11 protein-coding genes and 1 tRNA gene are annotated in these 14,422 nt (G+C 67.7%); 6 read left to right on the top strand and 6 right to left on the bottom strand.

The genetic code is table 11. From position 1 onward, the window contains the following. Positions 1-6 precede the first annotated feature (6 nt). The 3 genes from V7082_RS03095 to V7082_RS03085 form a co-directional block, all read right to left on the bottom strand. On the bottom strand, positions 7-1,365 hold the full coding sequence (locus tag V7082_RS03095) for a glycerate kinase (RefSeq protein WP_334146156.1): 1,359 nt from the start codon (positions 1,363-1,365) through the stop codon (positions 7-9). A gap of 187 nt (positions 1,366-1,552) precedes the next feature. Next, positions 1,553-2,338: an N-acetylmuramoyl-L-alanine amidase gene (locus tag V7082_RS03090; RefSeq protein WP_334146155.1), complete on the bottom strand. Its 786-nt coding sequence runs from the start codon at positions 2,336-2,338 to the stop codon at positions 1,553-1,555. Then, the gene (locus tag V7082_RS03085) at positions 2,335-3,063 is read right to left on the bottom strand and encodes a TerB family tellurite resistance protein (RefSeq protein WP_334146154.1); all 729 of its coding nucleotides are present in this window, start codon (positions 3,061-3,063) and stop codon (positions 2,335-2,337) included. The genes V7082_RS03090 and V7082_RS03085 overlap by 4 nt, the downstream gene beginning before the upstream one ends. Positions 3,064-3,178: 115 nt before the next feature. On the opposite strand from V7082_RS03085, the gene V7082_RS03080 reads away from it, so the two are divergent. After that, the gene (locus V7082_RS03080) at positions 3,179-6,841 is read left to right on the top strand and encodes a hydantoinase B/oxoprolinase family protein (protein WP_334146153.1); all 3,663 of its coding nucleotides are present in this window, start codon (positions 3,179-3,181) and stop codon (positions 6,839-6,841) included. Positions 6,842-6,933: 92 nt separating this feature from the next. Beyond that, positions 6,934-7,767 carry a pentapeptide repeat-containing protein gene (locus tag V7082_RS03075; protein ID WP_334146152.1) on the top strand — a complete coding sequence of 278 codons (834 nt, stop codon included), beginning with the start codon at positions 6,934-6,936 and terminating at the stop codon, positions 7,765-7,767. 264 nt (positions 7,768-8,031) lie between these two features. Here V7082_RS03075 and V7082_RS03070 read toward each other — a convergent pair whose 3' ends face one another. After that, positions 8,032-8,487, bottom strand: a complete 456-nt coding sequence (locus V7082_RS03070) for a DUF2852 domain-containing protein (protein ID WP_334146151.1) — start codon at positions 8,485-8,487, stop codon at positions 8,032-8,034. A 296-nt stretch (positions 8,488-8,783) separates the two neighbouring features. Here V7082_RS03070 and V7082_RS03065 point away from each other — a divergent pair, with 296 nt between their 5' ends. The 3 genes from V7082_RS03065 to V7082_RS03055 all read left to right on the top strand — a co-directional run bounded on the left by V7082_RS03065 (position 8,784) and on the right by V7082_RS03055 (position 10,275). Further along, complete coding sequence (locus V7082_RS03065; protein ID WP_334146150.1) at positions 8,784-9,335, top strand: thioredoxin family protein; 552 nt, start codon at positions 8,784-8,786, stop codon at positions 9,333-9,335. A 37-nt stretch (positions 9,336-9,372) separates the two neighbouring features. Further along, positions 9,373-10,116: a ceramidase domain-containing protein gene (locus V7082_RS03060; protein WP_334146149.1), complete on the top strand. Its 744-nt coding sequence runs from the start codon at positions 9,373-9,375 to the stop codon at positions 10,114-10,116. Positions 10,117-10,188: 72 nt separating this feature from the next. After that, positions 10,189-10,275: transfer RNA gene (locus tag V7082_RS03055), tRNA-Leu, on the top strand. A gap of 45 nt (positions 10,276-10,320) precedes the next feature. On the opposite strand, the gene V7082_RS03050 is transcribed toward V7082_RS03055, so the two are convergent. Further along, on the bottom strand, positions 10,321-12,240 hold the full coding sequence (locus tag V7082_RS03050; protein WP_334146148.1) for a hypothetical protein: 1,920 nt from the start codon (positions 12,238-12,240) through the stop codon (positions 10,321-10,323). A 327-nt stretch (positions 12,241-12,567) separates the two neighbouring features. Then, positions 12,568-12,774 (bottom strand): hypothetical protein, encoded by a 207-nt coding sequence (locus tag V7082_RS03045; RefSeq protein WP_334146147.1) that lies wholly within the window; start codon positions 12,772-12,774, stop codon positions 12,568-12,570. A 541-nt stretch (positions 12,775-13,315) separates the two neighbouring features. On the opposite strand from V7082_RS03045, the gene V7082_RS03040 reads away from it, so the two are divergent. Beyond that, on the top strand, positions 13,316-14,335 hold the full coding sequence (locus tag V7082_RS03040; protein WP_334146146.1) for a sulfate ABC transporter substrate-binding protein: 1,020 nt from the start codon (positions 13,316-13,318) through the stop codon (positions 14,333-14,335). Positions 14,336-14,422: the final 87 nt, after the last annotated feature.

Genomic DNA, 14,422 nt, shown 5'->3' with positions numbered 1-14,422 from the left:
TGTGCCCTAAGTCGATGGGGGCGTCGGCCCGAGACGCTGACGGCGCTGGGCGAGCTCCACCGCGGCGCGCGTGAGCCCCTGGACCCGCTTGGCGCGCAGGAGCTGGCGCACCGGCTTGTTGCGCTTGGCCATCGGCTGCAGCACGGGACCCGAGCCGTTGGACTCCCCGGCCCCCTCGCCAGGGGGGGAAGGCGCGCTGGTCGGGGCGCCCCCACCCATCGCCATGTGCCGCCCCATGTCGATGAGGCGGGCGACGCGCTCAGCCGCGTCTTGCAGGTATTGGCGCGACTTCTTCATGGCCACGTCGAGCGGCATCGCGTTCGGCGTCGCGCTTTCGATCGCGTCGATGCCGTGCTGGAACACGCCGTTGGCATCGTCCGCGAGCCCGCCGCCGACGGCGATGACGGGAACGCCGTAGCGATGCGCCGATGCCGCGACCCCCGACGGGGTCTTGCCGAAGGCGGTCTGGAAATCCACGCGCCCCTCGCCGGTAAAGGCGAGCGAGGCGCCCTTCATGTGCTCGTCGAGGCGCGTCGCCGCGACCACGAGCTCGACGCCGCGCTTGAGCTCCGCCTGGGTGAAGGCCATGAGGCCCCCGCCCATGCCGCCGCCGGCACCCGCGCCGGGCCGCTCGACGATGTCGCGATTGAGATCGCGTTTCATCAGGGCTGCGAGATGACCGAGGTTGCGGTCGAGCTTGAGCACCATCTCGGGCGTCGCGCCCTTCTGCGGGCCGTACACGAACGAGGCGCCCGTTTCGCCGGTCAGCGGGTTGGTCACGTCGCAGGCCACGCTGATCTTGACGCGCGCGAGGCCCGGCTCGACCCAGCGGCTGTCGATCGCGCAAATTTCGTCGAGGCGTCCGCCGCCGAGCGGCTCCGTGATCGGCGCGCCGTTCTGATCGATGAAGCGCATGCCGAGCGCCTGCGCGAAGCCGACGCCGCCGTCGTTGGTGGCGGAGCCGCCGAGCCCGATGATGATCTCGTCGACGCCGCGGTTGATCGCGTCGAGGACCAGCTCTCCGGTTCCGTAAGTGGTGGCGCGCAGCGGGTCGCGCTCGGACTTCGGCACGAGCGGCAGGCCGGAGGCTTCCGCCATCTCGATCACGGCCGTGTGTCCGTCGCCGAGCAGCCCGTAGGAGGCGAGCACCTTCTCTCCGAGCGGCCCCGTGACCGCGCATTTGACGATGCGCCCGCCCGTGGCATCGACCAGGGACTGCACCGTCCCTTCGCCGCCGTCCGCCATCGGCACCTTGATGTACTCCGCGTCCGGCCAGACACGTCTGAGGCCCGTCTCGAGCTCGCTCGCCACCTCGAGAGAGGTCAGGTTCTCCTTGAAGGAGTCCGGGGCGATGACGATCTTCATGAGACGTTTCCCTATTCTTTCATGGTGTGGTCCGGCCGGATCTATTTTCGGCAGGTTTCCTCCCACAATGCAACAAACAGACGCAACAGAGCCAGCGGGCCCTGTCGGAGGTCGACGCGCAATACGGAATGTACGGGAAAGCCACCGACGAAGCCGTTTACGTCTTAAAACTAATTATCACGATTAATCATGCGATCCAGTCATCTTTGAGACCGGTCGCTTGAAGGCGCGACAGGGTGTCGAGCGTCGAGCGGTCGAGCCGTCCGTCGCAGCACGCCTGGCGGAAATGGAGTTGAAAGGCGCTGAGCACCGTCTGCAGATCGGGGTCGAACGCCCCCTCGGGATCGACCTTGTAGCCGTAGGCACCGAGCAAGGCGCGCGCCCTGGCGACCTCGGGGCCGCGGCTGCCGAGCGCCAGGCCCTCGTCGCCGTCATCGAGCGGTGCCGGGCTTATCCAGCGACCGACCCCTTCGCGGGCGAGCCACGCCCAGTCGAATTTCTCGCCCGGATCGATCTTGCGCCCCGGCGCCACGTCGGAGTGGGCGAGCACACGCTCGGGCGCGATGGCGTGCCGCCGCGCGATCTCACGGGCGAGCGCCGCCACCGCCCGCATCTGGGCGCGGGGAAAGTCGGGATAGCCGAGCATGTGTCCCGGGTTCTGGATCTCGATCCCGATCGATGCCGAGTTGATGTCGGTCTCCCCTGCCCAGTAGGAAACGCCCGCATGCCAGGCGCGCATGTCCTCGGCCACCATTTGCGTGATGCGACCGCCGTCGTCGATCACGTAGTGGCACGAGACCTTGCACGCAGGCCGCGCCAGGACCTCGATCGCACGCGCGACGGTGGGCAGTCCCGTGTAGTGCAGGATCAGGATCGAGGGCGTGTAGCCGGGCTTGCGCGGCTCGATATTGGGCGAGGGGTGGAGATCCGCGACCAGGACGCTGTCGGGCCGCGTGATGAGATCGAGGCTCACGCGCTCTCTCCCTGCACGCGTCGTCCGTTTGTGAGCGCCTCATAGGCGGCGTTGATCGCCGCGAGCTTGACGGTCGCGGCCTTGACGAGCGCCGCCTGCGCCCCGCGCGCCGTGAGGCGGTCGGGATGGAAGCGCTGCACGAGCTCGATATAGCGCGAGCGGATCTCCTGGTGCGAGGCCGCCGGCGTGAGGCCCAGCACGTCGTAGGGGTCGTCCGGATCGCGCACGAACGGCGCGCGGATCTTTTGGAACGCTTCGCGCGAGAGGCCGAACGCCGTGGCGACGCGCCTCAGAAACGCGTCTTCCGCCGGATGCAGGATGCCGTCGGCGCAGGCGATCGTCAGCAGGCACTCGAGCACGTTGACCTTGAGGTCCGGCTCGTCCTTGAGCATGCGCGCGATGCTCTCGGCGTAGGACTCGAAGCCGGCCGTGTCCTGGCTCGCGAGCGCATAGAGGCTGCGGATGCGGTGAAGCTCGTCGGGTTGGGGCTCGAAGAAGCGCTCGAACGTCTGGCACTCGACGCGCACCGCGACGCCGTCGGCCTTGGCCATCTTCGCGGCGAGTGCGACGACCGCAGCCGAGAAGGCGGCCGTCTGGTGGGCCGGCTTCGGACGCAGGGCAGCGCCGAGCGCCGGCCACCAGCGGCCGGCGAAATCCGCGAGCCGCGCGCGCGGACTCCGGTCCTTGGCGGACTCGATGAAATTGGAGATGCAATCGAGGGGCATGAGGCAATCCATAGCCGTTTCCGGACGCGGGATGAAGCACATGGAGTAAATTTCATGATGGCGATTGACGCCGGAGAGGTGCGTCGATAGCCACGCGGGACGAAGGAGCGGCGCAATGGGCGACGGACAGGGTGGCTGGCAGTTCTGGATCGACCGCGGCGGCACGTTCACCGATATCGTCGCCGTCTCCCCCGAAGGCCGCCTCTCGGCGCTGAAGCTGCTCTCCGTCGCCCCGGGGCTCTACGACGATGCGGCCATCGCCGGCATACGCCGGGTGCTGGGCCTCGCGCCGGATGCTCCGATTCCGGCCCATCGGATCCGTGCGGTGAAGATCGGCACCACGGTTGCGACCAACGCACTGCTCGAGCGCAAGGGCGAGCCGACGGTGCTCGTCATCACCGGCGGCCTCGAGGATCAGCTCGAGATCGGCACCCAGGCGCGGCCCGACATTTTCGCGCGCCGCGTCGTGAAGCCCGACAGGCTCTATGAGCGCGTGATCGGCGCTGTCGAGCGCGTGCGCGCGGACGGCACGGTCGAGACGCCGCTCAATGGCGCCCGCCTCGCCGCCGACCTCGCCGCCGCCCGCCGCGACGGCTTTACGAGCCTCGCCATCGTCTTCATGCACGCCTACGCCTTCCCGGAGCACGAGCGCGAGGCGGCGGCGCTCGCGCGTGAGGCCGGCTTCACCCAGGTCTCCGTGAGCCACGAGGTGGCGCCGCTGATCAAGATCGTGCCGCGCGGCGATACGACCATCGCCGACGCGTATCTCTCGCCCGTGCTTCGCCGCTACACCGACGGCGTGGCGGCCGCCTTCGCGCGCGATCTCGAAACGCGCCTCACGTTCATGGCGTCGTCCGGAGGCTTGCGGACGCGGGCGCACTTCCGCGGCCGCGACGCCATCCTGTCCGGTCCGGCAGGCGGCGTCGTCGGCATGGCCGAGACCGCGCGGCGCGCCGGGTTCGGCCGCGTCATCGGCTTCGACATGGGCGGCACCTCGACGGACGTCGCCCACGTCGCGGGCAGCTATGAGCGGAGCTTCGAGACCGAGGTCGCGGGCGTGCGCCTCTGCGTGCCGATGCTGAACATTCACACCGTCGCCGCGGGCGGCGGCTCGATCCTGACCTATGACGGCGCGCGCCTCCAGGTCGGCCCCGAGAGCGCCGGCTCCGATCCGGGGCCCATGTGCTACCGCCGCGGCGGGCCGCTCACCGTGACGGACGCCAACGTCGTGCTCGGCAAGCTCGACCCCGCGTTCCTGCCGCGCGTGTTCGGTGCCAGCGGCGAAGAGCCCATCGATGCGGACGCGCCGCGTCGGGCCTTTGCCGAGCTCGCTCACCGCATCGGCGGCGGCCGCACGGCAGCGGAGGTGGCGGACGGCGCCATCCGCATCGCCGTCGAGAACATGGCGAAAGCGGTGAAGAAGATCTCCGTCGCGCGCGGCTACGACCTCACAGGCTACGCCCTGAATGGGTTCGGGTCGGCAGCGGGCCAGCACGTCTGCCTGATGGCCGATACGCTCGGCATGCGGGAGATCCTGATCCACCCGTTGTCCGGGCTTCTCTCCGCCTACGGGATCGGCCTCTCCGCGCTCCGCGCGAGCCGCGAGCGGTCCCTCGAGAGGCCGCTCGACGCGCTCGGCGTGGCGGCGGCCCGAACGCTCGCCGAGGCGATGCGCGGGGAGGCCGCCGACGAGCTCGCGGCAGAGGGCGCGTCTCTCGAGCGCATGCGTACGACGGCCCGGCTTCACCTGCGCTACGAGGCGACAGAGGTCGCGCTGCCAGTCTCTTTTCCCGACTCCGCTCCGGGGAGCGTCGGAGAAGTGGATGCGGACGAAGGCGGCTCTCCGGTAGCCGACCTCCGGCGCGCCTTCGAGGCCGCGCACCTCCAGCGCTTCGGTTTCACATCGCCGGAAAAGCGCGTCGTCATTGCCGTTGTCGAGGTGGAGGCGGAAGCCCGCGGCGACGAGCCGGCGGAGACCCCGAGAGGCACCGATGGTGCGCCCGCCGAGGCGGTCGCAGAGACGCGCTTCTACTCGCAAGGCGCTTGGCACGAGGCCGGCGTCTGGCAGCGCGATGCCCTCGCGGCCGGCCAGGTCGTCGCCGGCCCGGCCCTCATCATCGAGGCCAACCAGACCGTCGTCGTCGAGCCCGGCTGGTCCTCCATGATGACGCCGCGTGGCGACCTCGTGTTGACGCGCATCGCCGCGAAGGCACGCGAAACCGTGGGCCTTGAGGCCGATCCCGTGCTGCTCGAGGTGTTCGGCAGTCTCTTCATGGGGATCGCCGAGGAGATGGGCGAGGCACTGCGAGCGACAGCGCAATCCGTGAACATCAAGGAGCGGCTCGACTTCTCCTGCGCGGTGTTCGACGGCGAGGGGCATCTGGTCGCCAACGCGCCGCACGTGCCGGTCCATCTCGGCAGCATGGAGAGCGCCGTCGAGACCGTGATCCGCGAGCGCGGCGCGGACCTCAGGCCCGGCGACGTCGACATGCTGAACGCGCCCTACGCCGGCGGCACGCATCTCCCGGACATCACCGTCGTCACGCCGGTCTTCCTCGACGGCGCGGCAAAGCCCGCGTTTTACGTCGCGAGCCGCGGCCACCACGCCGACATCGGCGGCACCGCGCCCGGCTCCATGAGCCCCGACGCCACGACCATCGAGCAGGAAGGCGTCTACATCGACTGCGTGCCGCTCGTGCGCGAAGGCCGCTTCCTTGAGGCCGAGACATTGGCGCTGCTGACGGGCGCGCGTTATCCGGCGCGCAACCCGGCGCAGAACATCGCCGACCTCAAGGCGCAGGTCGCCGCCAACGCGCGCGGACGATCCGAGCTGCTGCGCCTCGTCGGCGAGTTCGGCACCGACGTCGTCGCGAGCTACATGGCGCATGTGCAAACCAACGCCGAGGAGGCCGTGCGCCGTCTCATCGGCGGCTTGAGGGACGGGCATTTCCGCGCCGAGACCGACGGCGGCTGGGCGATCGAGGTTGCCGTCACCATCGACCGCGCACGCCGTACGGCCAAAGTGGATTTCACCGGCACCTCGCCGCAGCAGCCGACCAACGTCAACGCGCCGGAGCCCGTCGCCCGCGCCGCCGTGCTCTATGTCGTCCGCGTCCTGCTCGACGCGCCGATCCCGCTCAATGCCGGCTGCCTGCGCCCCATCGAGATCGTGATCCCGGACGGCTCCATGCTGAAGCCCGCCTATCCGGCCGCCGTCGTCGCGGGCAACGTCGAGACCAGCCAGGTCATGACCAACGCGCTGTTTGCGGCCTTGGGCGTGCTGGGCTCCGCACAGGGCACCATGAACAACCTGACCTTCGGCAACGACCGCGTGCAGTACTACGAGACCATCTGCTCCGGCGCCCCGGCCGGCTTCGACAGCGAGGGCAACGGCTTCGACGGTGCAGCGGCCGTGCACGTCCACATGACGAACACGCGATTGACCGATCCGGAGGTCCTGGAGAGCCGCTATCCCGTTATCCTAGAAAGGTTTTCCATCCGCCGCGGCTCGGGGGGCAAGGGCCGCTGGAAGAGCGGCGACGGGACGCTGCGCGTCATCCGCTTCCTGGAGCCCATGCGCTGCGCGATCCTGTCGGGCTTCCGCAAGATAAGGCCGTTCGGGCTTGCGGGCGGCGCGCCGGGGGAGACGGGCCGCAACGCCATCCGGCGCCGCGACGGCAGGACGGAGGAGTTGCCCGGAGCCGCGAGCGCCACGCTCGGGCCGGGCGATGCGGTTCTGATCTCGACACCGACCGGCGGCGGCGTCGGCGCGGCGTGACATCTGGTCCGGCCCCTTGAACTCAGGCTTCGGAATAAGAATCATCTACAATTATGCGCCGCGGCTGGCGGGCTGCGGCGGGACAACGGGTCATGGCGGCTGCTTTTCTGCGGCAGATAGTGTTGTGCGGACTGATGAGCCTCGCCGCGCCGGCAGTGGCGGAGGAGGCGCGTGAGAACGTGTCTCCGGATGCGGACTTCACTGCGCGCGAGATCACCCTGCAGCTTTTCAACGCCAAGCCCGGCGATCATCTCGATTATGCCGGCCACGATTTCACGTATCTCGATCTCTCCGGCCTGGACTTCAAGCAGGCCACGCTCGCGCGCTCGGATCTGTACGGCGTCGATCTCACCGGCTCCGATCTCCGGGGCGCGGACATCTCCAACACGCGACTGGACCGCGCCGTGTTGATCCGGGCGGACCTCTCGGGCGCCAACCTCAGCGGCGCCACGATCTTCCGCCCAACCGTCTACTCCGACATGCAGAACGACCACGCCGATGCGCCTCGCTTCGCCGGCGCGGACCTCACGGGCATTCGCGTGCAGGCGGATCTCTCGGGCGCGGACTTCCGCGGCGCCGACCTGACGCGCGCAGACTTCAGCCCCCTCGAGGCCCGGCCCGGCCAGGGCACGCTCGTCACGCTGGCCAAGAATGTCCTGAAATCCTGTGATTTTTCGGGAGCGACGTTGCGCGAGGCCGATCTCACGCGGAGCGTCCTCACGTTCTCGAGCATGGTCGGCGCCGACCTGACGGGCGCCAGGCTGGTCGAAGCGGACCTGTCGCAGGTGGACTTCTCGGGCGCCAATCTCTCAGGAGCCGACGTGACCGGCGCAGACTTCGACGGCGCCAACCTGGCGGGTGTGAAGGGGCTCGACACCGTGAAGGGCCTGGACCAGGCCCTGCATCTCGACAAGGCGTTTCGCTAGGCTCTGTCCGGCTTGGGTGGAAGCATGGCCGTGCGCGCAATCGGCATGTCTCGATCCCGGCCGTCTATGCAGAGCATGGCTCCGCCATGATGCCGTGTGGCAGTCTAACTCAACGTCACTCCGGCGAAGGCCGGAGTCCAGACACGCATCCGCATACAAACCGCTGTTTCACCTGAAACGGAAACCCTCCAGTGATCCCAAAACAGAGGCCGGCTCTTCCTGGGAAAAGCCGGCCCGCATGTGGTGTGGTTCGAATGCTGCTCGTCAGCCGTGTGGCGGAGGTGCCGCGTCGTCGGGGCCGCTCCGACCGGACGCCTCATCTGCGGGCCGGCTCTTGCGTTCGGTCATGAACTGGTCGAACTCGGCGCGGTCCTTGGCAAGGCGGAGGCGCTCGAGAAACTCACGGAACTCCCGCTGCTCGTCCTCGAGCCGCTTCAGCGTTTCCTCCCGGTACTCGTCGAAAGCCCGGTTGCCCGACGAGGAGAAGCCGCCGCGCCATCTTTCGGCCCCGTGGCGCTCCCATTTTTCCGCGAACCGCTGTTTCCAGCGTGAACGATCGCCGGCGCTGCAACAACCCCATCCATGTCCCATGCGTCCACTCCAGAGAAGAAAAGCCAGGACGGCCAGTCCCAGCGGCCAGAAGAGAATGAAACTGATCACCATGAGGCCGAGCCATGCTGGCCGGCCCATCTCGTCGAGCTTCAGAACCATGTCGCGCATACGCTGCCCCTCATGTGAATGTTTATCACATTAACATATGTGGGAGAAGATCGGCGGGCCGTCAAGAGAAGGGACGCTCTTTTTTCCGCACGCACGGCGCGCGCTCCGGGCAGCAGGTGCGGTCGGGGACGCGCAGCGGCGGCTCAGGAATGGATCGAGCTGGCAGCTGCAACATTTGTGCAAACAACGTCGCCGAGTCGTTAAAGCCGATCGGTGCCGGCGCGTGAGGCGCGCATGATCTTGCGTCGGTGGCCGGGACGCGGGAAAAAGACCCATCGAGCAAGGAGAGAACTCTGATGCTGAACCGCGCCCGCCTCTTTCTCCGCTATGCCGCCGCCCCTCTCGCCGCCGCCGGCCTCGCCCTGGTGCTCCTGGCGAGCGACCCGCTGCTCGATCCCCTGTCGGCGCGCGAGCCGGACATGGCGGAGCTGTGGAACGGCGCAGAGATCGCCTGGCGCGACGTGGGCCCGGGCATTCGCGAGGCGAGCCGCAGCGGCAAGCCCGTCGTCATGCTCTTTCACGCGTCCTGGTGCAGCTCCTGCAAGCGTTACCGCGCGGTCTGGAAGGATCCGGGGGTCGTCGCCGCGTCGAAGCACTTCGTCATGATCCTCGTCGATGTCGATAAGGACCCTGACGCCAACGGCGCGTTCTCTCCCGATGGCACGTATGTTCCGCGCACGATTTTCTATACGGCGGAAGGCGATGTGATGAAGGATGCCGTCGGCAAGGAGCCCGAGTATCCGCACACGATCGATCTCGACGATCCGACCGAGTTGCGCACGCTGATGCTGAAGGCGGCCGGCAGCGCTCCGCCTCCGTCCGCCACGGACCGGCGCGCCGAGAATTGAGCCCGTCCGCGACGTCTGGCGCGCCGGATGGAAGCGCATGAGCCTCGGCGAGAAGATCTATCTCTACTGCGAGCGCGGCCACGACCCCGCATTCTGGGCTGAGCCGCTCAATGCGGTGAGCAACGCGGCGTTCGTCATTGCGGCCCTGGCCGCGGCGAAAGAGTATGCCGCGCTGCCACCGGAGCGGCGCAGCCCCGCCGCCGCTGCGGCCCTGGTCGGGCTTACGTTTGTGATCGGCATCGGCAGCTTCCTCTTCCACACCTATGCGACGCGGTGGGCTTTGCTGGCCGACACGGTTCCGATCGCGCTGTTCATGGTGGCCTATGTCGCGTTCGTGCTGCGCCGCTTCATGGGCCTCCATTGGATCGTTGTGGGGCTCGGCGTGGTGGCGTTCTACGCCGCGGCTCGATACGCGGGCACGATCCAGTGCAGCTACGGCGAGCTTCTGCCGATCACGGCGCGCTCCGGCGCGCGCTGCCTGAACGGGACGGTCGCATACGCGCCGGCATTGCTCGCGCTGGTAGGGGCTGCCGTCGTGCTCGCAGCCCATCCGGCGGGTCGTGCGATGGCGCTGGCGTCCGTCATTTTCCTGATGTCGATGACCGTCCGCACGCTGGATCTCGAGCTATGCGAGCTGAGCCGCTTTGGCGGCCACCTCCGTGGCAGTCATTTCCTGTGGCACGGTCTCAACGGGTGGATGCTTTTCATTCTGCTGAGAGCCGCCATCCGCCACGGTGGACCCAACTCTTCGGCTCCGGGCGGCGGCGAGGTTCGCACTTGACGCAAGCGGCTTGAGCCGCAGCCCGCCCCGGCGCATAAAGGCCCGCCCGGGCGCCCTGGAGAGCCCACACTCGCGGACGTGGTGGAACCGGTAGACACACAGGACTTAAAATCCTGAGACGGCAACGTCGTGTGGGTTCGAGTCCCACCGTCCGCACCAAAGACCTCATGGCTTGGCCTCGGCCGCGCGCCGCTCCGAGTGTCCTTACGGACGCGGGGGGCGCCGCCGCTCGGCAAACCAGGCGCGGTAATCCGAAGCCATCTTCTTGCGTTGCGCTTCGGGCGCGCGCCGCTTGCACGTCGCGACCTCGTCGCTCCCCTCCGTCGCGCCCCAGCGAAGCTCGACGCAGTCGTTGATATTGTAAGCCATCTCGAGGGCGGGCGTGCGCGCGACGACATCCTTGAGCGCGAGTTCCCATTGCGAGCCGTCGCTGCGCGTGTAGGAAAACTTGCGCGCCGCAAGCTCCGCTGCGAGCACGCTGTCGAGCCGGGCCTTGACGTCTGCGACGCTCTCATCCTTGGGCATCGCGTAGCGCTCGGGCCGACGCGCCACGCGATCGGGAAATCCGCGCACCACGTCGATGGCGATCAGGAGACGCAGATCCCGCGAGGGCGTCGCGAAATCCTCCCACGCCCCCGTCGTCTCGAAGATCGAGGCGCCGTCGGGAATGGCGACCTCCCGGCCTCCGTCGTTCTGGTATTTGCGGCCGTTCTCGACCGACGTCACGCGCGCGGTCACCTGCTCGTCGAGCGCGGTGATCGCCTCTTTCATGGCCCGTTCGGGATCGAGCGGCGCCGGCGACAGCACATCGTCCATGCGGTCATAGAAGTCTTCGATCCCGAGCTTCGACTGATCGAGCGAGAAATCGCCGTACTCGGGGTTCTTTGCGATCTCGGCGTTGGTCAGTTGCCGGAGGCCGCTCTTGCCGCGCACGACCGGCCGGAAGCGCTTGAAGCCGGGACTGCCGAGCGCCGGGTTCTGCGCGAACAGGAAGTTGCCGCGCCAGAACCGCTTGCGCGCGACCGTGCCGTCCGGCTGTCCGTCGACGGCGAGAAACACGCCGGCCGATCCGTCCGTCTGCGCGATGCGCCGCGTCAGGACGAGCACGTGCCCGTAAGGATCGGCATAGATGGTTCCGGGGCGCAGCGCGGTCTCAGTGAGCGCCACGGGATAGTAATCGGTGTTGTCGTCCGCGGCCGCCGTCCGGCCATTGCCGGAATGGACGCTGTTGGCGATCGTGGTGCGCATATAGTAGCCGAACCCGGGGACGAGCCCTTGCGGCCTCTGAGGGAGCTTCGGTGCTGCGGCCGCAGACGGCGTCGCGGCCGGCGCGGAATCGAAGATCGCGAACAGGCTGCCGCTGGAGGCGACGACCTCCTGCGAAGGCGGTGGCGCCGGAGGCGGCTCCTCCTTCTGGATGTTCCACCACTGGGTGCATTTCGGCGCCCGCCCGCCGCTGCCGCGCGTGCACTTCGAGTAGCCGAACGGCAAGCCCATCTTGAAGGCGAAATATGCGCGCAGGAAATAGGGGAGGTCGGCGCAGTCGGGTCGGATGACGAGCCCTTTCTCGTCCTCGCCGAGCGCAAGGTGATTGAAGAGCACGTTGCGCGAGCGGTCGCGCAGAACGTCGTGCAGAGCCTTCCACGACGGCGACTCGTCGAGAGGCGCATCGAACAGCTTCTCGATCCAGGCGGAGTAGAGGTTTTCCGTCTCCCGGTTCCAGGCAAGCCGGACGGGCCACACGCTGCCCTGGGCCTGTCGCGGCGCGGCCGCCTGCTTGCGGCGCACTTCGATCTCGTGCGTGAGCGTGGCGCAGTCGGCCGGTGCACCGCTTCGCGTCAGGGTCGCTTTCCAGATGCCCGCGCCCGGTGTCTCGACCTCGGCGAACCAGGAATAGGGCGGCCCCCCGCGCCGCTCTGCGGATCTGGCCGAAACGGTTCCGTCCGGCGCAATGAGCTGAAGTTCGCCGTCGACCGGCTGCTCGGCGGTGAAGACGACGCGCAAGGGAGCCCCTGCCCGTGGCGCGAGAGGCGACGACAGCACCGCGACGCCGGCTTTGGTTTCGCAGTCTCCGGCCGCAGCACGTGTGGGCGCGCCGGCACCGAGCACGCCGGTTGCAGCCAAGAGGAGCGCTGCCTTGGCAACGCGAGATGGGCGCGAAAGATGCACTGAAGCCCCCGAGATCTCCGCGGACGAGAGAGAAGCCGCCGCGAAACCTCGGGCCAAATAATGGCAAAATTCGCGAGACGGGCGGGCGGAAAGGCACCCTCAGGGAATAAAAACGGCTTTTTCGAAGCGCGCGCGGCGCATGGGCTCTTTCTTTGTGCCGGAAAAAAAGAAGAGGCGAGGCCTCGTTTTCATGCTTGCGGGGGGCAGGGGCGGGAAAAACCGGACGCAAAAGCCCGCAGGGCACCCGACCGCGCGGCAGGCATCCGCGCGGTCGGGGCGCTCTCAGGCGGCCCTTGCTTTCTGCCGTCCGGGACGGCCGATTTGCGCGAGTGCGGCGCGCTCGGCGTCCCGGGGGGTCGCGAAGGCCTTCCCGTCGAGCGGAAAATAGCGCGGCAGGGAGGCGTGGAAGCGGAAGCTCTTCTCGTTGCCCAGGCGAACGACGATACCGGCGGTCTCGTCGGCGACTTCGATGACGAATGCGTCTGACATGGATGGATCCTTCTCCCGCGTATAGGCGGGCTCAACGCACAGAAGCTGAATGGGTTGCAGGGCGGGCGGCAGGCCCGCTGTCGCATCAGCGACAACAACACCGGCGCGAGAGGAAGGACAGGTGGCGGGCCGGCTCGGCGCGGGGCGCCGAGGCGGCCGGCATGGAAGGGGAAACCATCATGCGGCTGCTCCTTAGCGTTTGATGACGCGGCGCAAGCGAACCTCGAAATCACCGCGGCGGCGCACAATCGCGTCGCAGCCTCATCAAGACGCGTCTTCCCGACGGCCGTCAAACAACAAGACCTGAGAAGCATTGCATCCGGATGGCATAGCCCGCCTTCTGCGATGGATCCCGCGCGGCCAACGGGAGTTTCCAGTCCTGAGGGCGGGGGATGGTGCTCCGGAAATCCGGATCGGGCGGCTTTGACCGGCCAGTATGTGCCGGAGGCGTTCATAAGCTCTGCATTTCTTCTTGGTTCGCCCCCGCAGGGCGGATGCTTACCGTGTCGATTCAGTCAAGCCTGCTGAAGAGGAATGTCTCATGTCGATCGCCCGTTTCACCCGCCGCACCGCGCTGGCGCTCAGCCTTTCGGTGAGCCTCGCCGGGCTCTCTGCCGCCGCGTCCGCGGCCGAGCTCCTGAACGTGTCCTATGACCCGACCCGTGAGCTCTATGTCGAGTTCAATGCCGCTTTCGCCAAGCATTGGAAGGAGAAGACCGGCGAGGACGTCACCATCAAGCAGTCGCACGGCGGCTCCGGAAAGCAGGCGCGCGCCGTGATCGACGGCCTCGGAGCCGACGTGGTGACGCTCGCGCTCGCCCGCGATGTCGATGCGGTGAGCAAGAAAGGCGGTCTGATCAACGAGGGCTGGCAGAGCCGTCTCAAGGACAACTCGGCCCCTTACACCTCGACCATCGTCTTCCTGGTGCGCAAGGGGAATCCGAAGTCCATCAAAGACTGGGACGATCTCGCCAAGCCCGGCGTCTCGATCATCACGCCGAACCCCAAGACCTCGGGCGGCGCCCAATGGAACTACCTGGCCGCCTGGCACTATGCCGACCAGAAATACGGCGGCGCGGAGAAGGCCAAGGAGTTCGTCGCCAACCTCTACAGGAACGTGGCGGTGCTCGACAGCGGCGCGCGCGGCTCGACCACGACGTTTGTCGAGCGTGGCGTGGGTGATGTGTTCATTTCGTGGGAGAACGAGGCTCACCTGGCCATCAAGGAGCTTGGCCCCGACAAGTTCGAGATCGTGATTCCCTCTCTGTCGATCCTGGCCGAGCCGACCGTCGCGGTCGTCGACAAGAACGTCGACAAGCACGGCACGCGCAAGGTGGCTGAGGCATACCTCGACTATCTTTACAGCGACGAGGGCCAGGATATTGCCGGCCGAAACTTCTATCGCCCGCGTAACCCGAAGTTCGCTGAAAAGTACAAGGCGCAGCTCGTGCCGGTAACGCTGTTCACCATCGACGAGGCTTTCGGCGGCTGGACCAAAGCCTACGAGGAGCACTTCAAGGACGGTGGCACCTTCGACCAGATCTACAGCTCGAAGAGCTGAGCCCCGGTCGCAGGACGGCCACGGCGGCGGATAACGCGCGCGGCTTTGTTGCCAAAGAGCGTGGAACGCAGTCACGATTTCTCATTG

This window comes from Hyphomicrobium sp., from assembly GCF_036833075.1.
Classification (GTDB): Bacteria; Pseudomonadota; Alphaproteobacteria; order Rhizobiales; family Hyphomicrobiaceae; genus Hyphomicrobium_C.
Note: the sequence above shows the minus strand (reverse complement) of the source record. Positions and strands in the feature narration are given on the sequence as shown.